24 protein-coding genes are annotated in these 23,636 nt (G+C 66.1%); 13 read left to right on the top strand and 11 right to left on the bottom strand.

Features of this window, described 5'->3' with window-relative positions; genetic code table 11:
• The first annotated feature begins 130 nt into the window (after positions 1 to 130).
• Both ahpF and HT578_RS18680 read left to right on the top strand, forming a co-directional pair.
• A complete protein-coding gene (ahpF, locus tag HT578_RS18685; protein WP_213501042.1) occupies positions 131 to 1,744 on the top strand; it encodes an alkyl hydroperoxide reductase subunit F in 1,614 nt (537 codons plus the stop codon).
• Positions 1,745 to 1,969: 225 nt separating this feature from the next.
• Positions 1,970 to 2,155, top strand: coding sequence for a hypothetical protein (locus HT578_RS18680; RefSeq protein WP_213501041.1), 186 nt, complete (start codon positions 1,970 to 1,972; stop codon positions 2,153 to 2,155).
• Between the two features lie 278 nt (positions 2,156 to 2,433).
• Here HT578_RS18680 and HT578_RS18675 read toward each other — a convergent pair whose 3' ends face one another.
• The 3 genes from HT578_RS18675 to HT578_RS18665 all read right to left on the bottom strand — a co-directional run bounded on the left by HT578_RS18675 (position 2,434) and on the right by HT578_RS18665 (position 5,054).
• Complete coding sequence (locus HT578_RS18675; protein ID WP_213501040.1) at positions 2,434 to 3,012, bottom strand: Smr/MutS family protein; 579 nt, start codon at positions 3,010 to 3,012, stop codon at positions 2,434 to 2,436.
• On the bottom strand, positions 3,009 to 4,160 hold the full coding sequence (gene mltA, locus HT578_RS18670) for a murein transglycosylase A (RefSeq protein ID WP_422394399.1): 1,152 nt from the start codon (positions 4,158 to 4,160) through the stop codon (positions 3,009 to 3,011). The genes HT578_RS18675 and mltA overlap by 4 nt, the downstream gene beginning before the upstream one ends.
• A gap of 201 nt (positions 4,161 to 4,361) precedes the next feature.
• Positions 4,362 to 5,054: a Tim44/TimA family putative adaptor protein gene (locus HT578_RS18665; protein ID WP_039388240.1), complete on the bottom strand. Its 693-nt coding sequence runs from the start codon at positions 5,052 to 5,054 to the stop codon at positions 4,362 to 4,364.
• A 328-nt stretch (positions 5,055 to 5,382) separates the two neighbouring features.
• On the opposite strand from HT578_RS18665, the gene secB reads away from it, so the two are divergent.
• From secB to trpS, 3 genes are all read left to right on the top strand, one after another.
• The gene (secB, locus tag HT578_RS18660; protein WP_039388241.1) at positions 5,383 to 5,898 is read left to right on the top strand and encodes a protein-export chaperone SecB; all 516 of its coding nucleotides are present in this window, start codon (positions 5,383 to 5,385) and stop codon (positions 5,896 to 5,898) included.
• A 152-nt stretch (positions 5,899 to 6,050) separates the two neighbouring features.
• A complete protein-coding gene (murJ, locus tag HT578_RS18655; RefSeq protein WP_213501039.1) occupies positions 6,051 to 7,664 on the top strand; it encodes a murein biosynthesis integral membrane protein MurJ in 1,614 nt (537 codons plus the stop codon).
• A gap of 18 nt (positions 7,665 to 7,682) precedes the next feature.
• Positions 7,683 to 8,702 carry a tryptophan--tRNA ligase gene (gene trpS, locus HT578_RS18650; RefSeq protein ID WP_213501038.1) on the top strand — a complete coding sequence of 340 codons (1,020 nt, stop codon included), beginning with the start codon at positions 7,683 to 7,685 and terminating at the stop codon, positions 8,700 to 8,702.
• Positions 8,703 to 8,767: 65 nt separating this feature from the next.
• On the opposite strand, the gene HT578_RS18645 is transcribed toward trpS, so the two are convergent.
• Together HT578_RS18645 and HT578_RS18640 are read right to left on the bottom strand one after the other, a co-directional pair.
• Positions 8,768 to 9,853, bottom strand: a complete 1,086-nt coding sequence (locus HT578_RS18645; RefSeq protein ID WP_213501037.1) for a glycoside hydrolase family 76 protein — start codon at positions 9,851 to 9,853, stop codon at positions 8,768 to 8,770.
• A gap of 5 nt (positions 9,854 to 9,858) precedes the next feature.
• Positions 9,859 to 10,500, bottom strand: coding sequence for an MOSC domain-containing protein (locus HT578_RS18640; RefSeq protein ID WP_213501036.1), 642 nt, complete (start codon positions 10,498 to 10,500; stop codon positions 9,859 to 9,861).
• 314 nt (positions 10,501 to 10,814) lie between these two features.
• Here HT578_RS18640 and HT578_RS18635 point away from each other — a divergent pair, with 314 nt between their 5' ends.
• Together HT578_RS18635 and HT578_RS18630 are read left to right on the top strand one after the other, a co-directional pair.
• On the top strand, positions 10,815 to 11,438 hold the full coding sequence (locus tag HT578_RS18635; RefSeq protein ID WP_422394398.1) for a DUF4136 domain-containing protein: 624 nt from the start codon (positions 10,815 to 10,817) through the stop codon (positions 11,436 to 11,438).
• Positions 11,439 to 11,595: 157 nt separating this feature from the next.
• Positions 11,596 to 11,784 carry a hypothetical protein gene (locus HT578_RS18630; RefSeq protein ID WP_213501034.1) on the top strand — a complete coding sequence of 63 codons (189 nt, stop codon included), beginning with the start codon at positions 11,596 to 11,598 and terminating at the stop codon, positions 11,782 to 11,784.
• A gap of 172 nt (positions 11,785 to 11,956) precedes the next feature.
• Here the strand turns inward: HT578_RS18630 and dut are convergent, their stop codons facing one another.
• From dut to HT578_RS18600, 6 genes are all read right to left on the bottom strand, one after another.
• Positions 11,957 to 12,427 carry a dUTP diphosphatase gene (dut, locus tag HT578_RS18625; protein WP_213501033.1) on the bottom strand — a complete coding sequence of 157 codons (471 nt, stop codon included), beginning with the start codon at positions 12,425 to 12,427 and terminating at the stop codon, positions 11,957 to 11,959.
• Positions 12,411 to 14,051 (bottom strand): bifunctional phosphopantothenoylcysteine decarboxylase/phosphopantothenate synthase, encoded by a 1,641-nt coding sequence (locus tag HT578_RS18620; protein WP_213501032.1) that lies wholly within the window; start codon positions 14,049 to 14,051, stop codon positions 12,411 to 12,413. The genes dut and HT578_RS18620 overlap by 17 nt, the downstream gene beginning before the upstream one ends.
• A 228-nt stretch (positions 14,052 to 14,279) precedes the next feature.
• Positions 14,280 to 15,848, bottom strand: coding sequence for a 2-polyprenylphenol 6-hydroxylase (gene ubiB, locus HT578_RS18615; protein WP_213501031.1), 1,569 nt, complete (start codon positions 15,846 to 15,848; stop codon positions 14,280 to 14,282).
• Between the two features lie 10 nt (positions 15,849 to 15,858).
• A complete protein-coding gene (locus HT578_RS18610) occupies positions 15,859 to 16,590 on the bottom strand; it encodes a class I SAM-dependent methyltransferase (RefSeq protein ID WP_039388249.1) in 732 nt (243 codons plus the stop codon).
• Positions 16,591 to 16,601: 11 nt separating this feature from the next.
• Positions 16,602 to 17,630 (bottom strand): DMT family transporter, encoded by a 1,029-nt coding sequence (locus HT578_RS18605; protein ID WP_338422154.1) that lies wholly within the window; start codon positions 17,628 to 17,630, stop codon positions 16,602 to 16,604.
• 11 nt (positions 17,631 to 17,641) lie between these two features.
• The gene (locus tag HT578_RS18600) at positions 17,642 to 17,983 is read right to left on the bottom strand and encodes an excalibur calcium-binding domain-containing protein (RefSeq protein WP_213501030.1); all 342 of its coding nucleotides are present in this window, start codon (positions 17,981 to 17,983) and stop codon (positions 17,642 to 17,644) included.
• A 103-nt stretch (positions 17,984 to 18,086) separates the two neighbouring features.
• On the opposite strand from HT578_RS18600, the gene mutM reads away from it, so the two are divergent.
• The 6 genes from mutM (at position 18,087) to HT578_RS18570 (ending at position 23,584) form a co-directional block, all read left to right on the top strand.
• On the top strand, positions 18,087 to 18,899 hold the full coding sequence (gene mutM / locus HT578_RS18595) for a bifunctional DNA-formamidopyrimidine glycosylase/DNA-(apurinic or apyrimidinic site) lyase (RefSeq protein ID WP_213501029.1): 813 nt from the start codon (positions 18,087 to 18,089) through the stop codon (positions 18,897 to 18,899).
• A gap of 138 nt (positions 18,900 to 19,037) precedes the next feature.
• Entirely contained in the window at positions 19,038 to 19,298 is a 261-nt protein-coding gene (gene rpsT / locus HT578_RS18590; RefSeq protein ID WP_213501028.1) for a 30S ribosomal protein S20, read from the top strand.
• Between the two features lie 552 nt (positions 19,299 to 19,850).
• Positions 19,851 to 21,290 carry a chromosomal replication initiator protein DnaA gene (gene dnaA, locus HT578_RS18585; protein ID WP_213501027.1) on the top strand — a complete coding sequence of 480 codons (1,440 nt, stop codon included), beginning with the start codon at positions 19,851 to 19,853 and terminating at the stop codon, positions 21,288 to 21,290.
• Positions 21,291 to 21,488: 198 nt separating this feature from the next.
• The gene (locus tag HT578_RS18580) at positions 21,489 to 22,340 is read left to right on the top strand and encodes a GGDEF domain-containing protein (protein WP_213501026.1); all 852 of its coding nucleotides are present in this window, start codon (positions 21,489 to 21,491) and stop codon (positions 22,338 to 22,340) included.
• A 63-nt stretch (positions 22,341 to 22,403) separates the two neighbouring features.
• A complete protein-coding gene (locus HT578_RS18575) occupies positions 22,404 to 22,820 on the top strand; it encodes a DUF983 domain-containing protein (protein WP_213501025.1) in 417 nt (138 codons plus the stop codon).
• The gene (locus HT578_RS18570; protein WP_199904328.1) at positions 22,817 to 23,584 is read left to right on the top strand and encodes a HesA/MoeB/ThiF family protein; all 768 of its coding nucleotides are present in this window, start codon (positions 22,817 to 22,819) and stop codon (positions 23,582 to 23,584) included. The genes HT578_RS18575 and HT578_RS18570 overlap by 4 nt, the downstream gene beginning before the upstream one ends.
• The last annotated feature ends 52 nt before the right edge of the window (positions 23,585 to 23,636 follow it).

Raw genomic sequence — 23,636 nt, 5'->3', positions numbered from 1 at the left:
TGCGCGGCCCGGGACCTCCCTCCCCCGGATGCGCCCCTGTGCGCGCCCGATGGCCGAGCGGCAGAGCCCGGACCGCCACCTTCTTCCCCCTCACGCATTCTCTTTCTTCTCTCCCCGAAAGGACCCCGACATGCTTGACGCCAATCTGAAGCAACAGCTCTCCCAGTACCTCGGCATGCTGCGCGAACCGATCGAGCTCGTCGCCTCGCTTGGCGACGATGCGAAGTCGGCGGAAACCCGCGAGCTGCTCTCGACCATCTCCGAACTGTCCGACAAGGTTTCGGCCAGCTTCGATGGCGATGATGCCCGCAAGCCCAGTTTCGAAATCCGCCGCGCGTCGAACCCGGAGGCCTCTGTGCGCTTCGCCGGTGTTCCGCTCGGCCACGAGTTCACCTCACTCGTCCTCGCACTACTGTGGGCCGGCGGCCATCCGCCCAAGGTCGAAGAGGACGTGCTCACCCAGATCCGCGAGCTTGAGGGCGACTACGACTTCGAGATGTACTTCTCGCTCTCATGCCACAACTGCCCCGACGTGGTGCAGGCGCTGACCCTGATGGCGCTCAACAACCCGGGCGTGAAGGCCACCCTGATCGAGGGCGGTGCCTTCCAGGCCGAGGTCGAGGACCGCGGCGTCATGGCCGTCCCGGCTGTCTTCCTTGATGGCACCATGTGGGGCTCGGGCAAGATGGACGTGGCCGAGATCCTCGCCAAGCTCGACACCAAGGCAGGAGAAAAGGCCGCCGCCAAGCTCGCCGAGAAGAAGCCCTTCGAAGCGCTCGTCATCGGGGGTGGTCCGGCCGGCGCCGGCGCCGCGATCTACACCGCGCGCAAGGGTTTCTCGACCGGCATCGCCGCCGAGCGCATGGGCGGCCAGGTCCAGGACACCATGGGCATCGAGAACTTCATCTCGGTTCCCTACACCGAAGGCCCCAAGCTCGCCGCCGCACTCGACGCGCACATCGCCGAGTACGAGATCGACACGATGCCGCTACTGCGGGCCGAAAAGCTGATCCCGTCCAAGGACCTGGGCGGCTACCACGAGGTCGTGTTCACCAACGGCGCCTCGCTCAAGGCCCGCTCGCTCATCCTCACCACCGGCGCGCGCTGGCGCCAACTGGGCGTGCCCGGTGAGGCCGAGTACCAGACCAAGGGCGTGGCCTACTGCCCGCACTGCGACGGCCCGCTCTTCAAGGGCAAGCGCGTTGCGGTCATCGGTGGCGGCAACTCGGGCGTCGAAGCGGCGATCGATCTTGCCAATATCGTGGGCAGCGTCACCCTCATCGAATTCGACACCCAGCTGCGCGCCGACCAGGTCCTGGTCGACAAGCTGAAGTCGATGAAGAACGTGACGATCCTCACCAACGCCCAGACCACCGAAGTCACCGGCGATGGCGCGAAGGTCAATGGCCTGAAATACAAGGACCGTGCGAGCGACGAGGAGAAGACCCTCGAGCTCGAAGGCATCTTCGTGCAGATCGGCCTTGTTCCGAACACCGAGTGGCTCAAGGACAGCGGCGTCGAGCTGTCGAACCGCGGCGAGATCGTGATCGACCAGAAGGCGGCGACCAACATCCCCGGCATCTTCGCCGCGGGCGATGCGACCACCGTGCCCTACAAGCAGATCATCATCGCGATGGGCGAAGGCGCCAAGGCCGCCCTCTCGGCCTTCGACTTCCTGATCCGCAACGAGGCTCCGGCTGAAATTGCCCAGGGCGCCCAAGAAGCGGCCGAAGCCGTCGCATAAGCCGCATAAGCGCAACCGCAGCCAGCGGACGTAAACAGGGGCGGGAGCGCGCAAGCGCTTTCCCGCCCCTTTTGCGTGCTGGGGCTAACACGCAAGAATGCTGCACCTGCGAATGCAGGGAACCGAACGGCCTCTCCAGCCTCTCTGTAATCCGCAGGAAACCGGGAAAAAGTGCTCAGATTGCGGCGGGTTGAAATTTTTGGCTTCTGCGTGTATATAAGCCCCATGACCAACAATATTTCAGAATTCTCCCGCTTCACCTATCTAGACGAAAACTTCCAGGATCTGCGCGACTACTGCGAAGACAAGGGCATCTGGATTTGCCAGTCCCTGCGCCGTAAAGGCCCACTTACTTTCGCGCTGGCAAGAAACGAGGAAGTAGCCTCCGAACTGAGCGCCCGTTTCAGCTGATCCATTCAAAAGCCGCGCCCAAGAGGACGCGGCTTTTTCATTGACCGCTTCTTGCCGACGCGCACGCTGCGGGCACTTCCCAGAAAAACGAAGGACTTCCAGCGCCTTCCCCCTTCAGGGCAGAGAAAAAGGCTGGAAGACTGATTCCGAGGGCCATCGCCCTCGCCCCCCAAACTGTCTACCTCATCTTGCACGCGCCACGCTGAGTGAGAACGCCAAGGTAGCCAATTCCGGGGTCAAGGGGTGATGACCCCTTGTATTCTCTTTTCCTGAGATCCTCAGCGCCGCCGCTTGAGCACGATGTAAAGCGCGCCCTGCCCGCCGTGCCGCCGATGCGCCCCGCGAATGGCGACGATGTCGCTCGCGTGCTCGCTCACCATCAGCCAGTCCTTGATCTTGGCCCGGATCGCGCCGCGTCGCTCGCCCCGGTCCATGGCGTCAACCGGGCGCGGCTTACCGGTAACGACCAGCACCACCCGCGCGCCCATGGCCTTGCCCTGCGACAGGCCATCCATGAGCCGCCGATACGCATAGTCCAGGTTCGATCCGTGGAGGTCGAGGCTGAAGTCGGGAACGAGCGTACCCTTGGCAATCCGCCGTTCCCAGGAGCCGTCGAGATGCAACTGGGTCTCGCCCTTGGGCACCTTCGCCGGAGCGGGCTTGGGCATCAGCGGAGGCGGAACGCGTCCCTTCACCTTCTTCGCGATGACCGGCGGGGCGGGCTTCGCCTTCTCGGCAGGCACAGACGTCGTCGAGACCGGGCGCCGCACAGCAGGCTCAAGCGGTTTGACGGTGCGCGCAACTTCGCCCCAGAGGCGCGCCTCATCCTCGCTCAGGCGGCGTCCCGGCCGCCTCACAGCGCGCCCAGACGCGCCAGGGTGCCCTTGGGAAGCAGGAGCAGCGCGTTCCCGCGCCCCGTCATGTCGCCCGCCGTCGCCCGCGCTTCCTCACCGTTGCCCCAGAACGTATCGAAGCGATTAGCGCCCTTAATCGCCCCGCCAGTGTCCTGGGCAACCCAGAGGCCATCGGCCTCATGCCGGTCGAGGTCGAGGAAGACCGGCGCGCCCAGCGGCACGAATTTGGGATCGGTCGCGACCGAGGCGTGCGCGCGCACCGTCACGCCCAGCGCACCGACAGGTCCGTCCCCGGTCAGTTCGCGGAAGAACACGAAGGAACGGTTTTCGCGCATGAGCGCGGCGCCCTCTTGCGGGTTCTCGCGGATGTACTGCATGATCCCCTGCATCGAGGCGGCATACTGCCCCGGCCCATCGCCCAGCAGCCCGCGCTGGCGCATCAGGCTGCCGATGGCGGTATAGCCGTGGCCGTTCTGCCCGGCATAGCCGATGCGCATGACCTTGCCATCCGGCGCGCGGAGCATGCCCGAGCCCTGGACCTGGAGGAAGAAAACCTCGACCGGATCGCGGGCCCAGGCGATGATCGGTGCGCGGCCCTCAAGTGCGCCGTCCTCGATCGCGGCGCGGTCGTAGTACCGGGTGAAGTGCCCGTCCTCGTCGTAGCGCCCGACCGGCATGCGTCCGTTGTCGAGCCGCTCGGCATCGCCGTCCCGCGCCCGCACGAGGTCATCCGGCATGCCGTAGACCGGCACGTCATATCCCGGAATATGGTCACGTGAACCGGCGATATCGGGCTCGTAATACCCCGTCGCGAAGGCAGCACCTTCGCCCACGCGGACTGTCTCGAAGTAGGTGGCAAAGAAGCGGGAGGCATCCCCCTGCGACCAGGTCGCCGAAGCCGCGCAGGCCGACTGCCAGTCCTCGGCGCGGGTCAGGCCGCTCACGTCCTCGCGGACAAGGAGTTTGGGGCAGCTTTCGGCGAAACCGGCCAGCGCCGCGCCCGCATCCATTGCCCCCACCGGGAGCGAGGCGAAGGCAGGGCCCGGACGCACGCCCGCCGCCAATGCATTGGTCGGCGCCGGGGCGGTCACGGAGCCCGGAGCCTCCATACGTCCCGCGCAAGAGGCCAGCAGCACGGCAAGCGCGCCCATGAGCGCCATGCGGCCAACCGAGGCACGCGAAGAGGCGAGGCAGCGCTCGAACAGGGACGCTGACAGGCAATCTCGGACCACGGGACAGGCACTCCAGAAAAATTCACATGGGGCCCGGCTTCGCAGGACCGAAAAAACGAAACGGGCAGCGAAGCGTTGCAGCGCTTCCTGCCCGTTACCTGCGCATTTGCGCGGGAAAGATCAACCGGCGTCGGTTTCCTCAAGGATCCAGTCGGGATCGCTCGAACGCACCTGCCGGGTGAAGGTCCAGACATCGACGGCCTCGATCGCATCGTCGAGCGAACCGGCCACGACATTGCCTTGCGCGTCGCGGGTGACGGCGGCGATGTCCGAGCGGAAGCGCAGCGTGATGCGCGCCGTGCCGTCTTCCACACCTGCCGCCACGATCTTGACGTCCTCGATCCGCACGAGACGGTTGTCGAGCGTTTCGCCCGCTTCGATCCGCGCATCGATGGCGCTCTCAAAGCTCTCGTAGACCGGCGCGTCGCACAAGGCGCGCAGTTCGGCCTTGTCGCCCTTCCAGAACGATTCCAGCACGAGACGATAGGCGCCGCGGGCCCCCTCGATGAAGGCCAGCGCGTCGAAACGACGGTCGGCAGCGGCAATGGCAGCGAGACCACGCTCGGCCGTGGGCGAGGTAACCGGCACCTGCTGGATGCGCGGGTCCTGCCCAGCCCTCTGGGGCTGGTCGTCCGGGCGGAGTTCGGGGCGGCGAGGCGCCTGGGGCCGCGTCGCACCGGGCTGTCCCTGCTGCCCTTCGAAGCGTCCGGCAATGGGCTCTTCCTCATGCTCGGCTCGGCGGCCCAGCACGGAATAGAGCCGCAGGCCGAGAAACGCTGCGATCATGGCCAGGATGACGATTTCCGGTGTCACGTTCGTGTACCCATTCCTTCCTTCGGCCCCGCTACCAGGTACTTTGCGCCTGCGTTTGTCGGGACCGTAATCTTCGTAACATAACCCCATGTAGGTAGCATTGACAAATGAACAACGCGTGTGCGGCCGGATTGGGGCATTTTTTCGACATAGCGGGCGAAACCCGGGGCGAGAATGCACCTGCGGCCGTCTAACCGCACAACGGGCCCGCAACTGGGGTGTTCCACGAAGCGCAAAAATGCTCTAGCGCGCGAGAATCGCTTCCTTGCGGCGCCCTATCGCCCGAGGCAGCCGGACGATCAATGGATTAAAGCGGGAAATCACCACCATGGCCGATGAAGGCAACGTCATCTCCGATCTCAACCTCGGCAACGGGGGCGATGCAGGCCCCAGCGCCGGGATCATCTCGCAGTACATCAAGGACCTCTCGGTCGAGAATCCCAATGCGCCCCAGTCGTTCCAGTGGCAGGACACGCCCGCGATCGACGTGCAGTTCAACATCGCGGCCAAGGCCATCGAAGGCGAAGTCCACGAAGTCGAACTGAAGATCACCTGCGCGTCGAAGTGCGAAGCGGGCACGGCCTTCGTCGTCGACCTCAGCTACTGCGCGCTGGTGGGCATGCGCGGCCTCGACGATGGCCAGGCCCATGCCTTCCTCTTCGCCGAAGCTCCGCGCATCCTCTTCCCCTTCGCGCGCCGCGTCGTGGCCGATGCCGTGCGTGACGCCGGTTTCCAGCCGCTCATGCTCGAGCCGATCGACTTCAACGGCCTCTACATCCAGCAGCTCCAGGCGCAGCAGCAGCAGGGCGCGACCGCCGGCGATCCGCCGATGGGCAACGCCTGATCGCAGGCACCCAAGCTGCGTAGTCCTTACGCAGACCTGATCTGCCGGGGGAGAGGACCAACCCTCCCCCGACGTTCCCCCGTGATGGAGGCCGGCCGGTCCGACAACGGGGTTATCCTGGCACCGGCGTGCAAAAGAGGGCATCTGAGGCCATGAGTCTTGTCCGCAGCGTCGGCACCATCGGCGGGCTCACACTGCTGAGCCGCATCTTCGGCTTCGCCCGCGATATTCTCCTCGCCCGCGTCCTGGGCGCAGGGCTTGCCGCCGACGCCTTCCAGCTTGCCTTCGTTCTTCCCAACACCTTCCGGCGGCTCTTCGCCGAGGGCGCCTTCTCGGTCGCCTTCGTGCCGATGTACACGCGCACGCTGGCTGCGGATCCGTCCGAGGGTGGCGGCGAGGACGCGGCCAACCGCTTTGCCAGCGACGTCCTTTCGGTCTTCGTGTGGGTCCTGCTCGGCTTTTCCGCGATCGCCATGATCGCGATGCCCGCGATCGTCTGGCTGCTGGCGGGCGAGTACCAGGAGGTGCCCGGCAAGTTCGAGCTGGCCGTCGCGCTCAGCCGCACGACCTTTCCCTATCTTGGCCTCGTCAGCCTCGTTGCCATGCTTTCAGGCGTGCTCAACGCCCATTCGAAATTCGCGCCCGGCGCCTTCGTGCCGGTGCTCCTCAACGTGGTCCTCATCACCGGCATCGTCACCGGCTATTTCCTTGGCAAGGCGAGTGGTTCGGACCAGATCATCGCCTGGTGTGTGGCCATTGCGGTCAGCGCGTCCGGCGTGGCGCAGCTGGTCTACATGGCCTGGGCCACGCGCAAGGCGGGGGTGAAGCTTCAGGTCCGGGCCCCGCGCTTCACCAGGGACGTGCGCAAGCTGGGCATGCTGATCCTCCCTGCCACCTTCGGCGCGGGCGTCTACCAGATCAGCCAGTTCGTCGACACGTTCTTCGCGACCTCGCTCGAACAGGGCTCGCTCACGCTGCTGAAGTACGCAGACCGCCTGAACCAGATGCCGCTGGGCATCGTGGGCATTGCGCTGGGCACCGCGATCCTGCCGATGCTGGCGCGTCACATCCAGTCGCACGACAATGCCGGCGCGCAGCGCCTCCAGGCCAACGCGGTCGAGATCGCGTGCCTGCTCACCCTGCCCGCCGCCGTCGCTCTTGCCATCTGCGCGCCCGCCTTCGTCACCGCCTTCTTCGTGGGCGGCAAGATGACCCAGGCCCATGGCGACACGATGGCCGCCATCGTCGTGGCCCTTGTCTGCGGCCTGCCCTCCTACGTGCTGGTCAAGGTCTTCCAGCCCGCCTTCTTCAGCCGCGAGGACACCCGCACCCCGGTGTGGATCGCGGCCGGGACGCTGATCGTGAACATCGCCGTCAACATCGCGGTCGTCCCGCGTTTCGGCATCGTCGGCCTGGCCGCTGCCACCGCCTTTACCTCCACGCTCAACGTGGCGACGCTCTACATCATCCTGCAGCTGCGCGGCTGGTTCCACTTCACCGCCCGGCTCGGCTCGCGCATCGCGCGCCAGATCGTGGCCAGCGCGGTGATGGGCGCGGCGCTCTGGGCGCTGATGCCGCTCATGGCAAGCCGCTATGACGGCAACGTCTTCGAGAAGGTCTGGTCGCTCGCTGCCCTGTGCGTCTCGGGCATGATCGTCTTTTTCGTGACCGCCTATCTTGTCGGCGCACTCGACAAGGACCTCCTTGCCCAGCTACGGCGGCGCCGACCGGCCGCCAAAACCGAACCGGTCACTCCTACGGACTAACCACAGGCACGAAAAACCATGCGTATCGTCTCCGGCATCCAGCCCACGGGCAACCTTCATCTTGGCAACTACCTGGGCGCCATCAAGAACTGGGTGAAGATGCAGGACGACGTGGCCGCCGAGGGCGGGCAGAGCCTCTACTTCCTGGCCGACCTGCATGCGATCTCGATGCCGCACGATCCCAAGGCGCTTTCGGCCAACACCCGCGAAATGACCGCCGCGCTCGTTGCCTGCGGGATCGATCCCGAACGCTCGATCCTGTTCAACCAGACCCAGGTGCCCCAGCACGCCGAGCTGCAGTGGCTGCTCAACGGCACGGCGCGCATGGGCTGGCTCAGCCGCATGACCCAGTTCAAGGACAAGTCGGGCAAGAACCGCGAAGGCGCTTCGGTTGCCCTGTTCACCTACCCGGTGCTCCAGGCCGCCGACGTGCTGCTCTACCAGGCGACCCACGTTCCCGTGGGCGAAGACCAGAAGCAGCATCTGGAACTGGCCCGCGATATCGCGCAGAAGTTCAACAACGACTTCGCGAGCGAGGAGACGCCGGTCTTCACCCTGCCCGACCCGATCATCCCGCCCGAGGCTGCGCGGATCATGTCCCTGCGCGACGGTTCGGCCAAGATGAGCAAGTCCGACCCCTCCGACATGGCGCGCATCAACCTCACCGACGATGCCGACACGATCATGAAGAAGGTCAAGAAGGCCAAGAGCGACGCCGAACCGCTGCCCAGCGAAAAGGCGGGCCTGGAAGGCCGTGCGGAGGCCAACAACCTCATCGGGATCTACTCGGCCATGACCGGGCAGAGCGTGGAGCAGATCCTCGCCGATTTCGGGGGTGAAGGCTTCGGCAAGTTCAAGCCCGCGCTTGGCGAAGTGCTGGTGGAGAAGCTTGCCCCCATCAACGAACGCTTCAACGAACTGCGCAAGGACTACACCGCGCTCGACGCGATCCTCGCCAAGGGCGCGGAAAAGGCGCGCACGCTCGCGCTGCCTACGCTGCACGCGGCCTACGACGCGCTGGGCCTCGTCCGCGGCTGAGTGAGACACACGGGAGGGGGCAATACCATCGGCCCTGTCCCCTCCCTGTTTGTCTCCGCAGACGCTTAACGTCCGGCTGCCAGCAGCATCGCCGCGCCGGACATCTGCGCGGCCGCACCATATTGCCCCTTGCCCCCGATCCAGTCGGAATCGATGGGCTCTTCCCCCTGTGAACTGATCCGCCAGATCGCCTCTGCATTGCGGCGTGCCGCCTCGCGCAGGGCCTCCTTGTCGGCCCCCTCGGGCAGGGCATCCATCAGGTAGGCAAGGTGGAAGGCAAAGATGCCCTTGAAGGCCAGGCCATCGGCGCCGATTTCCGGGACAGGCTCACGCAGGGTGCCATCGGGATGGGCGAGGGTGGCAAGGGCGCTGCGGGCGGTTGCCACCGCGCGGGCCCGGTAGATCGGCGCGCCCGTCATTTCGGTCAGGTCCGAGAGACCCGAGAGCAGCACGCCCTGGTTGTAGGTCCAGCGCGGCTGGCCGTTGTTGCGGCAGATCCCGGTCTTCGCATCGATCACGAGCCCATCGTTCACCAGCCCGTCCGCGCCGATCATGCCCGAAGCCCCCAGCCACCCCCAGGTGCGCAGCGCCCAGGCGCGGTACTCCTCCTGGCCCGTCGCCCGGTAGAGCCGTGTCGCGGCGGTCAGCAGAAGCTCGTTGGTGATCGCGTTCTTGTAGGTGTGGCGCGGGTTCCACCACATGCCCCCACCGCAGGTCCCGTCCCAATGGCTCCGGACCAGTTCCGCGAAGGTACGCGCGGCGTAGTCGAGCAGCGCCGGGTCGCGCTCCATCTGCCAGCCATCGACACTGGCAATCACCGCCCAGAGCGCATCGTCGTTGAGCGCAAGGCGGCTATGGTTGCGCAGCGCTGCATGGATGCGCGTGTCCCAGCGGGTATCGCCGGTGCGCGCGCGATAGGCCATGAGCACGTCCGCCAGCACGAAGCGCTGCCAGCCGCCCGCGCGCTCCCAATCGCCTTCCGGCCCCAGGTCCTCACGCCACCAGCGCGCATCAAGGAGAGCCAGGGCCTGCCCCGCGCGCAGATCCCACGCCGGAGCCGCTCCTGGCGCTTCGCTCGCGGCCTGCGCGGCGCCGGCAAGCGGCACAAGCGCAAGCGCAGCGCCCAGCACCAGCCCGCTCCACCATCGCATCGCCCTCACCCGAGCAGCTTCGCGCGGCGCTTCGCCCAGGCCTCGGCCAGCGGCGTCACCTCGCCCAGTGCTTCAAGCCCCGCACGGTCCTTCTTGTGGTCCCCGGCAATGAGCAGGCCGAAGACGCGGGCCACGCTCCAGGCCGGATAGGGCCTCTCGACAAGCTCCAGCGCATCGCCAGCCGCGACCTCGCCCTCTTCCAGGACCCGGTAGTACCAGCCCGAGCGCCGCGTCGCCACGACACCGGCCATCACCTTGGCGCCATCGAAGCGGTGGTCGAGCTTCCAGCAGGGTTGGCGCCCTTGCGCGACTTCGACGAGCGCGCTGCCCATGCGGAAGCAATCCCCGATGCAGACCTCCTCCTCGCGCAAGCCCTCGGTCGAGATATTTTCCCCGAAGGCTCCTTCACCGTCGAGCAGCGGATGCCCGCCGAGCACCTCGCGCCAGTGGGCGTAGTGATCGTGGGGGTAGTGCTGGATCGCCTTTTCCGGTCCGCCGTGGACCGAAAGGTCAGCCTGCCGGTCGCCTTCCAGGCCCAGCCAGCCGACCTTCACAGGCCCTTCCACGGCCCGCTTGGCGATGGCGCTGTATTCATCGGCTGCGCGAAAACGCGCCACCGTACCGCAGTTGACCGAGAGAATACGCATGAACCGGACTCGCTTTCCCCGTGCAAAGTGCCTATATCACAGGGCGTTGCCTAACCCCTGTTCGACGTGCGGAAAATGGAAAATCGCGCAGGTCTGCCCGATTCACGCGTTTGCAGTTCACCGCAAGCCCGGCGCCATTCAACCGCTATTCAGACCCGGAACGGCAATATCGTGAAGAGCCTCATCGGTTCGCCCCCTCCCGCGGGGCCGGGAATTCAACCCTGCCGATTGCCCAGACAGAGGCCAGTGGAGTGAATAGGATGACCCAGAATTACGGCCAACCGGGACGCACCCCGCTCGCCGCGCACCTGCGCATGGCGCTGGCCGCGCTCATGCTCGTGGCGGTGAGCGCCTGTGCGACGCCCTTCAAGGCGGACGTCTCGCGCTTCCAGTCGCAGCTGCCCGCCCCGGCAGGACAGACGTTCGCGGTCGTGGCCGACGACGAGAAGCTCGAAGGCGGCCTCGAATTCGCGCAGTACGCAGGTCTCGTGGCCGAGCAGATGGCCGAGCTTGGCTACACGCCGACGCGCGATCCTGCGACCGCGGACATGATCGTGCGCTTCGACTATGGCATCGACACCGGCCGTGAGCGCGTGCGCTCGCGCATGTCGCCCTATTACGACCCCTGGTACGGCTATGGCCGCTTCGGTGGCTACGGCCGCTTCGGGGGCTTTTACGGCGGTCCGTGGCGCTATGGCTTCTACGATCCCTACTTCGATGGCGGCATGAACTCGTACACCGTGTTCACCAGCGGCATCGAAGTGAAGATCGACCGTGCCGCCGATGGCCAGCGCCTCTTCGAAGGCAAGGCCCAGGCCCTCTCGACCTCGAACAGCCTGCAATATCTGGTCCCCAATCTCGTCGAAGCGATGTTTACCGATTTTCCCGGGAACTCGGGCGAGACCGTGCGCATTACAGTGGCACCTGAAGACAAGTAATCTTGCATCTTCCACGATATTGACGGGCTCCCTACTGGGAGACACCGAGGGGCGGGTCCGTCGCAAGGCGGGCTCGCCCTAAGCTTTTGGGGCCTTGCTGCCGCCCTATTCCGACCTCAGACTGGCCTGCCCCACCTCTTTGGGAGACCCCGCGAGGATGAACACCTTCATGGCGATCATGTCCCAGCTTTTCTGGGGCGTTACCGTGGGCGCGCTGGAAGCGGCCTTCGCGACTGTCGCGCGCGGTGCCTTTGCCGTGTTCGGTCTTGGCGGTGCGGGCTGGTGGATGGTGAAGCGCCGACGTGAGCGGCAACAGCGGCGCAGCAACGCCAGGAACGAGGACTGAGGGCAACCATGCCCCATGACGTCCTTGGCGAACTCATCGGCGAAATCGCCCAGCCCCCCGCCGAATACGCGAGCGACGAAATCCGAAAAACGCTGGGGCTGGCGTGAGTGCCTGCCTGGCCTGATCGGCCCTGGCCTGGTGGCTCACCCTCTAGGGCAAGCCCTTTCCGGGCTCAGTTGCCGAGCGCGGTCACTCCGCCGGTCGAGCCGAAGCCGCCCTCACCGCGTACGGTCTCATCCAGCTCCTCGACCTCAAGCCAGGTCGCCTGGGTGACAGGCGCGAGCACGAGCTGCGCGATACGGTCCCCGCGCACGATCGAGAAGCCTTCCGTCCCGTGGTTGATGAGGATGACCTTCAGCTCCCCGCGGTAATCCGAATCGATGGTGCCCGGCGTGTTGGGCACGGTGATCGCATGCTTGAGCGCGAGCCCTGAACGCGGCCGCACCTGGATTTCGAAGCCTTCGGGGATCGCCATAGCGAGGCCGGTTGCGACCGCGTGGCGTGCGCCCGGGGCAATCGTGACATCCTCGGCCGAGACCACGTCCATCCCCGCCGCGCCCGCCGTCGCATAGGCGGGAAGCGGCAGGCCCTTGCCGTGGGGCAGGACCTTCAGCGGCACCGGGACATTAGCTGGCGAATGCATCGATCATCCTTTCAACAAGGAGATGGGCGACCTCCTCCTTGGGCATTTCGGGAAGCGAGATCACGTCATCGCCGCGCACGATGTGGACCGCGTTGGCGTCCCCGCCCATGACATCGCCCGAGACGTCGTTGGCGATGATCCAGTCCGCGCCCTTACGCTTGCGCTTGTCGGTCGCGTACTTGATCACGTCGTTGGTCTCGGCGGCAAAGCCGATAAGGAGCGGCGGACGGTCCGGGCGCGAAGCCACGGTCGCCAGGATGTCCGGATTTTCGGTCAGGAGCAAGGCGGGCGGGGCGGACCCGCGCTTCTTGAGCTTCTGACCTGCAACGCTCACCGGGCGCCAGTCGGCCACGGCCGCGACCATCACGCCGATGTCGGCGGGCAGCGACTGCTTGACCGCCTCGGCCATGTCGAGCGCGCTTTCCACGTCGATCCGGTCGACGCCGGGCGGGGTGGGCAGATAGACCGGCCCCGCGACCAGCGTGACCCGTGCGCCTGCCCGTGCGGCGGCGGCGGCGATGGCAAAGCCCTGCTTGCCCGACGAACGGTTGGCGATGTAGCGGACCGGGTCGATCGGCTCCCAGGTGGGGCCTGCCGTGACCAGCACGTGGCGCCCCGAAAGCGGCCCCTCGCCCGGAACGAAGGGGGTCATGTCGTAGCCGCCATCGGCTAGCATGGTGGGATGCGCGTAAGGGTCTTCGCCCGCGAGCGGCTGGGCGCGCATGAAGTCGCCGTGCGCGGAGGTAAGGTGGTTCATCGCCTCGGGATCGGTCGGCGGAGCGGCGCGGGCCGCCCCCTTCTTGGCCATGAGCGGCGATGCGGAGAAATCGGCAGGCGCCGCCTCCGACGTGCTCTCGCCGCCGCCCAGGTCCACCGCCTTCTTCGCCTTGCCTGCACCGCCGCGCAGGATCATCCCGCCCGACAGGCCGCCAAGGCCCATGCCGCCCTCGTCCTGTTCTTCGGGCTCGGGATCGTCGAACTCGGGCTGCCAGACCTGGCCGTCGCCACCCGTTGCGGGAGGCAGGCCGGGAAAGCTCTGGTCGTAGGTCACTTCGCCCGGAAGCGGGGCCACCTCGACGGGGCCAAGGCCCAGCCCCCAGGCGATACGCTGCCAGATCGCGACCGGGTCGGGCAGACGGCCAGGGCCGTACTCGCCGCAGGCCATCGTGCCCTCGTCGGGCTCCATCACGTCAACGCCCGCATCGCGCAGCACCTGCACGTTGCGCGTGGTCGCCGGGTGCTGCCACATGCGCACGTTCATCGCCGGGACGGCCATCACTGGCGCGTCGGTGGCAAGCAGCATGGTGGTGGCAAGATCGTCGGCAATGCCCGAGGCCATCTTGGCAAGAAGATTGGCGGTCGCCGGGCAGATCACGATGAGGTCGGCCGCGCGGCTAAGCTCGATATGTCCCATCTCGACCTCGTCCTTGAGATCGAAGAGCGAGGTGTAGACCGGGTTCCCCGACAGCGCGGCGAGCGCCATGGGCGTGACGAACTGCGCACCGCCCTCGGTCAGGACGCAGGTCACCTCGCCGCCTTCCTTGCGGATGTGGCGGACAAGCTCGCAGGCCTTGTAGGCCGCGATGCCGCCGCCGATGACCAGGAGAATACGCGGTCCGTTCATGGTTCTGGCTTCTGCAACAGCACTCATCATCACGCAATCGGTTTGGAGGAAAAGAACGCAGGTACGCTGCCGCCCGGGGCGCAGGCGAGGCCGCTGTCGAGAGGACTACGGCCTTCGGACAAGCGCTCTTTCGAACGCAAGGTTCCGGCAAGGCGGCACGGGACGGTCATGCCCCCTGCTCTGCAGCAACGCGCAGCGCAAACTCCCACAGGGCCCAGGCCCTGCGCGTTACAGCATCATGTTCCAGTACGTTACCGCCCATGCGGCCATGCCCCCCGCGATTGCCGCGAGAATATAACCACCAAGGTGGTTACCATCGGGTTTACGCTTACGTTCCCAGAGCAGATCGATTTCGGGGAGCGGAGCCTGTTCGGGTGCGCCGCCCTTGGGGGGGAAGCGTTCCTCGATCCGGCGCACCAGCGCGGGCAGACGCGCGACCGTCGCCAGGTCCTCGCGCAGGCGGTCGGCAATGACGGCCTCGGGGCCCAGTTCGTCGCGGATCCAGTCCTTCACGAAGGGCGCGGCGACATCCCACATGTTGATCTGCGGGTCGAGCGCGGTCGCCAGCCCCTCGACCATGACCATGGTCTTCTGCAGCAGCAAAAGGTGGGGCTGCACGGCCATGTCGAAATCGCGGGTGATCGCAAAAAGCCCGTCGAGCATCTGCCCGACCGAAAGCTCGGACACGGGCTTTCCGCGCATGGGCTCGCCCACCGCGCGCAGCGCCGTCGCGAAATCCTCGACCGAATGGTAACTCGGCACGTACTGCGCCTCGAAGTGAATTTCGGCGACGCGCTTGTAGTTGCCGGTGGTCAGGCCATAGAGGATCTCGGCCAGCCACAGCCGCGCCTGGCGGTTGATGCGCCCCATGATGCCGAAATCGATGGCAACGATGGTGGCGTCCTCGGGCGTGCCCTGCACGAACAGGTTGCCCTGGTGCATGTCGGCGTGGAAGAAACCGGCCGAAATCGCCTGCTTGAGGAAGGTGAGCACCAGGCGGTGGGCAAGCTCGGGCAGGTCGTAGCCCGCCGCCTTCATCGCCTCCAGGTTGCTCATCTTGATGCCGTCGACCCACTCGAGCGTCAGGACCTGGCCGTTGGTGCGCTCCCAGTCGATGGCGGGAATGCGGTAGCCCTCGACCGCCTTCATCCCGTCGGCGAGCTCGGAAGCCGAGGCGGCCTCGCGCCTCAGGTCCAACTCGCGCACGGTCCAGCGCTTGAGATTGGCAATCACCGCGCGCGGGCGCAGGCGCGCCGCCTCGCCCCCGAAGGCCTCCAGATGCGCGGCGGCCCACTCGTAGGTCTCGACATCGCGGTTGAACTGCTCGCGAATGCCCGGACGCAGCACCTTGACCGCCACCTTGCGCCCGTCGAGCGTGGTCGCGGCGTGGACCTGCGCGATCGAGGCCGCGCCGATGGGCTGCTCCTCGAAGGTCGCGAAGATCTCTTCCAGCGGACGCTCGAAGCTTTCCTCGACACGCTTGCGGATGAGCGCGAAGTCCACCGGCGGCAGGCTGTCCTGCAGGGTCAGCAGGTTGCGCGCGGGGCCCTCGCCGACAAGGTCGGGCCGCGTTGCAAGCGCCTGGCCCAGCTTGATCGCAGCCGGACCGATCGAGCCGAAGGCGCCGGCGTAGTCGGGCTCGTCCCCCTGCTTGGCCCCAAAGCGTGCGACGCGGCACAGGCGCTTGACCGGTGCGGGCGCGTTGCGGTCGTTCTCGATCCCGCGCAGTGCGCCGTGGCGAGCGAGGACCCGGCCCCATTTCAGGAGCCTGCGAATATGCGTCAGTCGGGACGTCACAGTGTCTGCCTCAGACCTTCCAGCCCGAGTGGATCGCGACAAGACCGCCCAGGATCGGCTCGACCTTGGTGTGCTTGAAGCCGGCCGCGCGAATCATGCCTTCGAACTCGGGCATGGGCGGGAAGCGGCGGATCGATTCGATGAGGTAGCGGTAGGAGTCCGCATCGCCCGCGATCATCTTGCCCAGCTTGGGAACCAGCTTGTGCGAGTAGGCGTCGTAGACTTCCTTGAACCCGGGCCATTGCGTCGTCGAGAATTCGAGGCAGAAGAAGCGCCCGCCGTACTTGAGCACGCGGTGCGCCTCGGCCAGCGCCTTGTCGATGTGGGTGACGTTACGGATGCCGAAGGCGATGGTGTAGGCGTCGAAGTGGCGATCGGGGAAGCTCAGCTCCTCCGCGTTCTGGCGCGACCACACGAGGGTGTCGATGCCACGCTCCATCGCGCGTTCGATACCGACATCGAGCATGTCCTGGTTGATGTCCGAGACCGTGACGATGGCGCCCTTGGCCTCCATGCGGAAGGCTATGTCGCCCGTGCCGCCCGCCATGTCGAGGATCTGCTCGCCCGCGCGGGGTTTCACCCGGCGCACGAAGTCGTCCTTCCACACCCGGTGCATGCCAGCCGACATGGCATCGTTCATGATGTCGTACTTGCGCGCGACGTTCGAGAAGATGGCACCGACCTTGCCGGCCTTCTCCTCGGCGGCGACCTCTTCGTACCCGAAGGAAACCGTTTCACTCATGACTCAGTCCTCTAGCCCCGTGGTGCGCGGAGCGCCACTGGTGATTTTGCACCTGCGCGCAGTGCAAACGCACCCAGCACGATGCCCGCCAGGATGAGGCCCATGCCGACGGCGTGGAAGAGCGCGATATCCTCGCCCAGCAGCAGCGCGGACAGGAGCGCGCCGAAGAGCGGCATCAGCGTGATCCCCTGCCCCGCACGCGCCGGGCCCAGCTGCATGGTCGCGGCTATATAGATGAAGTAGGCCAGCACCGAGGGGAACAGCCCGACATAGACGAAAGCCCCCACGACCGGCCAGGACCAGGCGACGGTCAGTCCGCGCGCGGCTTCGAAGGCGGCGAGCGGGGCCAGCGCGATGGCGCCCAGCAGAAAGGTCAGGAACACGAAGACCGGCGCATCCACTTCGGGCTTCTTGCGCAGAAGCACCGTGTAGAAGGCCCAGCACACCACCCCGCACAGGATCAGCGCATCGCCCAGCCCTCCGATCTCAAGCGCCTCCACCGCGGCCCAATCCCCGCGAAAGACGATGAAGAGCACGCCCAGGGTCGAGACCGCCACGCCGGCAACCTGCAAGCCCGCCGGACGCCCCCGGAAAAGCAGGAAGTCGAACAGGAGCACACAGGTCGGCACCGCGGCCTGGAGCAGCAACGCATTCGTCGCGCTGGTGTGGTGGAGCCCGGAATAGACGAAGGAATTGAAACAGACGACGCCCAGAAACCCCAGCAGGACAAGCCACCCGGCCCGCGCCCGCACCTGAGGCCACTGCGCGCGCAGCTTCGGGAGCGCCAGCGGGGCCACGAAGAGGACCGCGATCACCCAGCGCCCGAAGGCCAGCGTGAACGGCGGAATATCCGCGCGCACCGCACGCCCGACAATGGAATTGCCCGCCCAGAACAGCATGACCAGCCCCAACATCAGGAAGGGGCGCAACGCGGAGGACGACGCGGGGTGGGATGGAGAGGAATCGGCCATGGCGGGGGACTTACCCTGCCCGCACTGCTCTGGCGACGGCAAAGCGCCGTCCTCTCGGACGCGTCCCATGCGCAGGCGCCTTATTCGCAAGCAACGCCGTCACCGTCCCGGTCGAGCCCGTGCCGATAGCCCGCCTCGCCCCGCCGCAAGGGGGCCCGTCCCGCGGCGCGCACCGCCGCGCAGTTGGGATAGTAGGTCCCTGCCCCATCCACAGCCCCAGACTGGACGGAGGGAGCAGACGGTGCGGTCGGCCGCTGCCGCGCGGACGGCCGATGGCAATGGTAGTCGCCCGTGCGGCGATTGTGGTGACAGCCACTGCGATCGAGGCCGCCTGGATGCGCCAGGGCTGGCCCACAGACGAAACCGCCCGCAAGACAGGCCAGCGCGAGAAAGGCGCGCCTCGGAAAGGTAACGAAAAGCATGAGGAAGAGCCTCTAGGAGATGCCCCTTACAATTTTGTAAGCCGAGGCCGTCACCTGCACACCTCTCGCATCCCTCGCCAATCGTACCTACACAGGCAGTACCATGCCCGAACTTCCCGAAGTCGAAACGACTGTGCGCGGCCTTGCCCGCTTTCTAGATGGCGAGCGGATTGCCCGCGTTGCCGTGAACCGCCCCGACCTGCGCCGCCCCTTCCCGCCCGATCTCGTCCAGACGCTGACGGGCGCGCGCGTGACCGGCATGGGACGGCGCGCCAAATACGGCCTTGTCCATACCGACCGCGAGGTCACCATGGTCTTTCACCTGGGCATGTCGGGCCGCTGGCGGATCGAGCCCGAACGCCCCGAGAAGCACGACCATCTCGTCCTCACCACAGGTGCCGGCCATACGCTCGCCCTCAATGACGCGCGCCGCTTCGGTTCGGTCGATCTCGTTCCCAGCGCGAGCCTTGAAAGTTGGGGGCCGTTTGCGAAGATGGGCCCCGAGCCGCTTGGCCCGGACCTCACGCCCGCCCACCTCAAGACCGCCTTCAAGGAGCGAATCGCTCCTGTGAAGCTGCTCCTCCTCGACCAGGGAATCGTCGCGGGGCTGGGCAACATCTACGTGTGCGAAGCGCTCTTCCGTTCGGGCATCCGACCCGACAAGGCGGCGGGCAAAGTCACCCTCCCCGCGCTCAAACGACTCGTCCCCGCGATTCGCGACGTACTCACCGAATCGATCGCGGCGGGCGGCTCGACCATCCGCGACTACGCCCAGCCCACCGGAGAACTGGGCTATTTCGCGACTTCCTGGCAGGTCTATGGACGCGAGGGCGAAGCTTGCCTATGTGGCGCGCCGGTCCTGCGCTTCGTGCAGGGCGGGCGCAGCACCTTCTGGTGCCGGAAATGCCAGAAATGAGCCATTCCCGACACGCGCTGCATCTTGACGAAATCGGGCCTCACCGCTATGGGGCGCGCTTTCCGGCGAATCCGTTCGCCAAATTTTCGAGATTCGACCAGGCAAGGGGCCGCGAGGCGGCCAGACAGAGGAACGTTAATGGCCAATACGCCGCAAGCCCGTAAGCGCATCCGTCGCAATGAGCGTCGTGCACTGATCAACACCAACCGCATGAGCCGCATCCGCACCTTCGTGAAGAAGGTCGAGAGCGCCATCGCCGGTGGTGACAAGACCGCAGCTTCGGCCGCGCTCAAGGAAGCCCAGCCCGAGCTCGCCCGTGGCGTTGCCCGTGGCGTGCTCCACAAGAACACCGCAGCGCGCAAGATGTCGCGTCTGACGAAGCGCGTTTCGGCGCTCTGATCCTTTCCTGATTCGCCCGGAACGGACCTCCGATCCGGGCCAAAATCAGTACGAAAGTGGAACAAGGCCGGGGAGGCGATCCCCGGCCTTGTTGCGTTCCGGGCAGGTGTTTCCAACTCGTTTGACGAAAGCCTAGGAAACACCGCGATTCGCCGCAGCGAAATCCGCAAACCCTTGGAATTCCGCCACAAAACACTTTTGTTACGGCGTTTCCCGCAGACTTACGTGAGTCAACTGCCTTAAATTTTTTTATTTTGGGATGGCCGTCTTGCCTGTGGGCCAAAGCCCTCCCTAAAAGGACTTCCGGCCGTTGCGGAACTGGCCGGGCAAATCGCGATAGAGTGGATCGAGCGGCTGCAAAAGAGCTTTTGCAGCGCGGGGAGGTTTTGTCCCCAGCGAGGTCCGCTTTCGTCGCATTTGCCGCATTCGCATTCGGTTTTTCAGGTGTGCCACGTTGGTTTTGGCAGCGAACCAGGGGAGTTCGGTAAGGTGTCAGTATCGTCAACGGGTCAGGGCGCAGGCAGCGCAAGCAAGAAGGTCAAGGCAGTCAAAGTGACGACGGAAGAGGAGCGTGAAGCGGTGAACCTCGCAGCAGACTGGGCTGACATCAGCCAGGGCCTGCGCAAGGACCTTGGCCATCAGGCGCACAGCCAGTGGATCAAGCCGATTCAGCCGGGCAACTACTGCAAGGAAACCGGCACGCTCGATCTCTATCTCCCCACCGAATTTTCGGCCAACTGGGTGAACGATCGCTTTGCCGACCGTCTCTCGCTGGCCTGGAAGATCGCGCGCCCCGACGTGCGCCACGTGCGCATCCTGGTTCAGCCCGGCCGTCGCCAGCTCCCCGAGCTGCGTCTTGGCAGCAGCGGCCGCCCCAGCCGCGCGCCCGCGAACGATTCGGCCCATAGCGCAGGCGATCCCCTTTCCGCCGCGCTCTCGGGCGAAGCCTTCACCGCGCTGGGCCAGGGCCCGGCCGGCATCGACGCCTCGCAGACCTTCTCCTCGTTCGTGACCGGCGAGAGCAACGTCCTTGCCTGCAACGCCGCGCAGCGCATGGCCGCAACCGAAACGCCGCAGTTCTCCCCGCTCTACCTCAAGGCCTCGACGGGCCAGGGCAAGACGCACCTGCTGCACGCGATCGGCCACGCCTACCTCACGAATCACCCGCACGCCCGGATCTTCTACTGCTCGGCCGAACGCTTCATGGTCGAGTTCGTCCAGGCGCTGCGCCAGAACCAGATGATCGAGTTCAAGGCGCGCCTGCGCGGCTTCGACCTCCTTCTGGTCGACGACATCCAGTTCATCATCGGCAAGGCCTCGGCCCAGGAAGAGCTGCTCTACACGATCGATGCGCTCCTCGCCGAGGGCAAGCGACTGGTCTTCGCCGCCGACCGTGCGCCCCAGGCGCTCGACGGGGTCGAGCCGCGCCTTCTCTCGCGCCTCTCGATGGGCCTCGTCGCGGACATCCAGCCCGCCGACATCGAACTGCGCCGCGCGATCCTGGAGAACCGCCTGCAGCGCTTCGCCTCGATCGACGTGCCCACCGACGTCGTCGAATTCCTGGCGCGCACGATCAACCGGAACGTGCGTGAACTGGTCGGCGGCCTCAACAAGCTGATCGCCTACGCCCAGCTCACCGGCCAGCAGGTGTCGCTGCAGCTGGCCGAGGAACAGCTCACCGACATTCTTTCGGCCAACCGCCGCCGCATCACGATCGACGAGATCCAGCGCACGGTCTGCCAGTTCTACCGCATCGACCGCACCGAGATGAGCTCGAAGCGCCGCGCCCGCGCCGTGGTGCGCCCACGCCAGGTCGCGATGTACCTCGCCAAGGTGCTCACCCCGCGCTCGTACCCCGAGATCGGCCGCAAGTTCGGTGGCCGCGACCACTCGACGGTGATCCACGCGGTGCGCCTCATCGAGGAACTGCGCACCCGCGATGCCGACATGGATGGCGACGTGCGCAGCCTGCTGCGCCAGCTCGAAAGCTGATCTGCGCGGCCAGGGCCGCAACACGACAGATTGCACCAAGGGGCGCTCGGGCAACCGGGCGCCCCTTTTGCATGTCTGCAAAACACCATGATCGTGCAAAACAACGTTAACCCACGTACACCCTTGCCGTGAATATTTGAGGTAAAGCGAGAGAAGCGACCCAATACACAGACACAAAAAGCCGCAGGAGCCCCCACCATGCGCTTTTACAACGCAACGACTTTCCTGTTTCGCCGTCATTACGAATGGCGCATTCTTTTCATCTGCTTCTTCGCGGTGCACGTACCGCTTCTGGCGACGCTCGCCTTTCAGGCCTTTTCGGGAGGCTGGTCGGTCCCCACGCTCATCGTCGTACTCGGCGCGACGCTGGCCGGGACGATCTTCGGCGTGCTCGCCATCCACGGCCTGCTCTCCCCCATCCGCAAGGCCACCAATCTGCTGCGCGCGATCCAGGCAGGCGAACACCCGGGCGCAATCCCCACCGGCAGCGATGACCTGGTGGGCCGCCTGCTCGACGGGGTCATCGTCGCCGCGCACGAATCCTCCACGCGCATCGCCAGGCTGGAAACGCTGAGCGAGCACGATCCCCTGACCGGACTGCTCAATCGCCGGGGATTCAGGAAGGCGGCCGAATGCGCCCTCTCCCGTCCCGGAAACGCCGTTCTCGCCCTGATCGATCTTGATCATTTCAAGCTGGTCAACGACCGATTCGGCCACGAGGCGGGTGACACACTGCTGCGCAAGCTCGCCCAGGCCCTGGAAGCGGACTTGCGCCGCAGCGATGTGTGCTGCCGTTGGGGCGGGGAGGAATTCGCGCTGCTCTTTCCCGACACGCTGGTCGACGAGGCGCGCCTCGTGATGGAGCGCCTGCGCGCCTCGATTGCGCTCGACACCGGTCTCCTCGACGAGGCCTGGCCGGTCACCCTGTCCTGCGGCCTTGCCCCCTTGCGCTCCCTCACCGAACTGGACGAGGCGAGCCGCCGCGCGGACGCCGCGCTCTACGAGGCCAAGGAAGCCGGGCGCAACCGGGTGCGCATCGCTCGTTCCTGAGCGCCCCTGCCCCGTCCGCATCCGCGCTTGATAGAGCCCCCCCGCCTGCTCTAGGGCATGGCCATGCGCGCCGCTCACGAGATCGCCCTTCCCGCCACCTTCCCCGAGGCCGCCCTGCGCGCCGGGCGCGGGCGATGCCCCCGCTGCGGCGAGGCGCACCTCTTTCGCAAGTGGCTCAAACCCAATGAGAGCTGTGCCTCGTGCGGGGTGGACCTCACCCACCAGCGCGCGGATGACTTCCCCGCCTACATCGCCATGATCGTGACCGGGCACCTGATGGCCCCGATCGTCATTGCGCTGTCCAAGGACTTTGCCCTGGAGCCGCTCGCGATCTTCCTCATCGTCATCCCGCTCGCGCTAGTGATGATGCTGGGCATGCTCCAGCCGGTGAAAGGCGCGGTGATCGCGGCGCAGTGGTGGTTCGGCCTGCACGGGTTCGTGCGCGAGAGCCCCCTTGCCAGCGAGGGCGATGCGCCATGAGCCTGGCCCCTGAACGCCTCGCGCGTTTTGCGCGCCATATCGTGCTGCCCGAGATCGGCGGAGCGGGCCAGGCGGCGCTCGCCAATTCGCATGTGGTCCTGATCGGCTGCGGTGGCATTGGCAGTCCAGCCCTGCAGTACCTGGCCGCAGCCGGTATAGGACGCCTCACGCTGGTCGACGATGACGTCGTGGACGTCAGCAACCTCCAGCGTCAGACGATTTTCACGCCGTCGGATGTCGGCACGCCCAAGGCGGAAGCGGCGGCCGAATGGGTGCGGCGGTTTGATCTTGGTCTGGAAGTGACGGCCGTGGTCGAACGGCTGGGGGGAGACAACGCCGACCGGATTCTTCCCGACGCGGATCTGGTATTGGACGGGTGTGACAATTTCGCGACTCGCCTCGCGGTGTCAGATGCCTGTGTTGCGCGTGCCATACCACTGACAAGCGCGGCGATCGGACGCTTCCAGGGGCAGGTCGCAAACTTCGCCGGACACCGCGAAGACCAGCCCTGCTACCGCTGCTTCGTGGGCGATGCCTTCGACGCACAGGACTGCGACACCTGCGCCGCCGACGGCGTGCTGGGCGCCATGGTGGGCATGGTCGGGACCTTCGCGGCGATGCACGCGATCCGCGTTCTGGTGGATGGTCACGCGGCCTTTGGCGATCCGAAATACGGATCGCTGACCCTGATCGACGGGATGAACCCAGGAATGCGCTCGATCCGCATTGCCAAGGACCCCGCCTGCTCAGCCTGCGGGGCGTAAAACAGGAAGAGTATTCAAGGGGTCATCTCCCCTTGCCCCCGAAATCAGCACT

It is taken from the genome of Novosphingobium decolorationis (assembly GCF_018417475.1).
In the GTDB taxonomy this organism is placed as follows: Bacteria; Pseudomonadota; Alphaproteobacteria; order Sphingomonadales; family Sphingomonadaceae; genus Novosphingobium; species Novosphingobium decolorationis.
Note: the sequence above shows the minus strand (reverse complement) of the source record. Positions and strands in the feature narration are given on the sequence as shown.

Excerpts from the sequence above, each read along its gene's own strand:
- ahpF (WP_213501042.1), top strand. The coding sequence starts at position 131 with ATGCTTGACGCCAATCTGAAGCAACAGCTCTCCCAGTACCTCGGCATG.
- HT578_RS18680 (WP_213501041.1), top strand. The coding sequence starts at position 1,970 with ATGACCAACAATATTTCAGAATTCTCCCGCTTCACCTATCTAGACGAA.
- mltA (WP_422394399.1), bottom strand. The coding sequence starts at position 4,160 with ATGGGCGCGCTTGCCGTGCTGCTGGCCTCTTGCGCGGGACGTATGGAG.
- secB (WP_039388241.1), top strand. The coding sequence starts at position 5,383 with ATGGCCGATGAAGGCAACGTCATCTCCGATCTCAACCTCGGCAACGGG.
- murJ (WP_213501039.1), top strand. The coding sequence starts at position 6,051 with ATGAGTCTTGTCCGCAGCGTCGGCACCATCGGCGGGCTCACACTGCTG.
- trpS (WP_213501038.1), top strand. The coding sequence starts at position 7,683 with ATGCGTATCGTCTCCGGCATCCAGCCCACGGGCAACCTTCATCTTGGC.
- HT578_RS18645 (WP_213501037.1), bottom strand. The coding sequence starts at position 9,853 with ATGCGATGGTGGAGCGGGCTGGTGCTGGGCGCTGCGCTTGCGCTTGTG.
- HT578_RS18640 (WP_213501036.1), bottom strand. The coding sequence starts at position 10,500 with ATGCGTATTCTCTCGGTCAACTGCGGTACGGTGGCGCGTTTTCGCGCA.
- HT578_RS18635 (WP_422394398.1), top strand. The coding sequence starts at position 10,815 with ATGGCGCTGGCCGCGCTCATGCTCGTGGCGGTGAGCGCCTGTGCGACG.
- HT578_RS18630 (WP_213501034.1), top strand. The coding sequence starts at position 11,596 with ATGAACACCTTCATGGCGATCATGTCCCAGCTTTTCTGGGGCGTTACC.
- dut (WP_213501033.1), bottom strand. The coding sequence starts at position 12,427 with ATGCATTCGCCAGCTAATGTCCCGGTGCCGCTGAAGGTCCTGCCCCAC.
- HT578_RS18620 (WP_213501032.1), bottom strand. The coding sequence starts at position 14,051 with ATGAACGGACCGCGTATTCTCCTGGTCATCGGCGGCGGCATCGCGGCC.
- HT578_RS18610 (WP_039388249.1), bottom strand. The coding sequence starts at position 16,590 with ATGAGTGAAACGGTTTCCTTCGGGTACGAAGAGGTCGCCGCCGAGGAG.
- HT578_RS18605 (WP_338422154.1), bottom strand. The coding sequence starts at position 17,630 with ATGGGACGCGTCCGAGAGGACGGCGCTTTGCCGTCGCCAGAGCAGTGC.
- HT578_RS18600 (WP_213501030.1), bottom strand. The coding sequence starts at position 17,983 with ATGCTTTTCGTTACCTTTCCGAGGCGCGCCTTTCTCGCGCTGGCCTGT.
- mutM (WP_213501029.1), top strand. The coding sequence starts at position 18,087 with ATGCCCGAACTTCCCGAAGTCGAAACGACTGTGCGCGGCCTTGCCCGC.
- rpsT (WP_213501028.1), top strand. The coding sequence starts at position 19,038 with ATGGCCAATACGCCGCAAGCCCGTAAGCGCATCCGTCGCAATGAGCGT.
- HT578_RS18580 (WP_213501026.1), top strand. The coding sequence starts at position 21,489 with ATGCGCTTTTACAACGCAACGACTTTCCTGTTTCGCCGTCATTACGAA.
- HT578_RS18575 (WP_213501025.1), top strand. The coding sequence starts at position 22,404 with ATGCGCGCCGCTCACGAGATCGCCCTTCCCGCCACCTTCCCCGAGGCC.
- HT578_RS18570 (WP_199904328.1), top strand. The coding sequence starts at position 22,817 with ATGAGCCTGGCCCCTGAACGCCTCGCGCGTTTTGCGCGCCATATCGTG.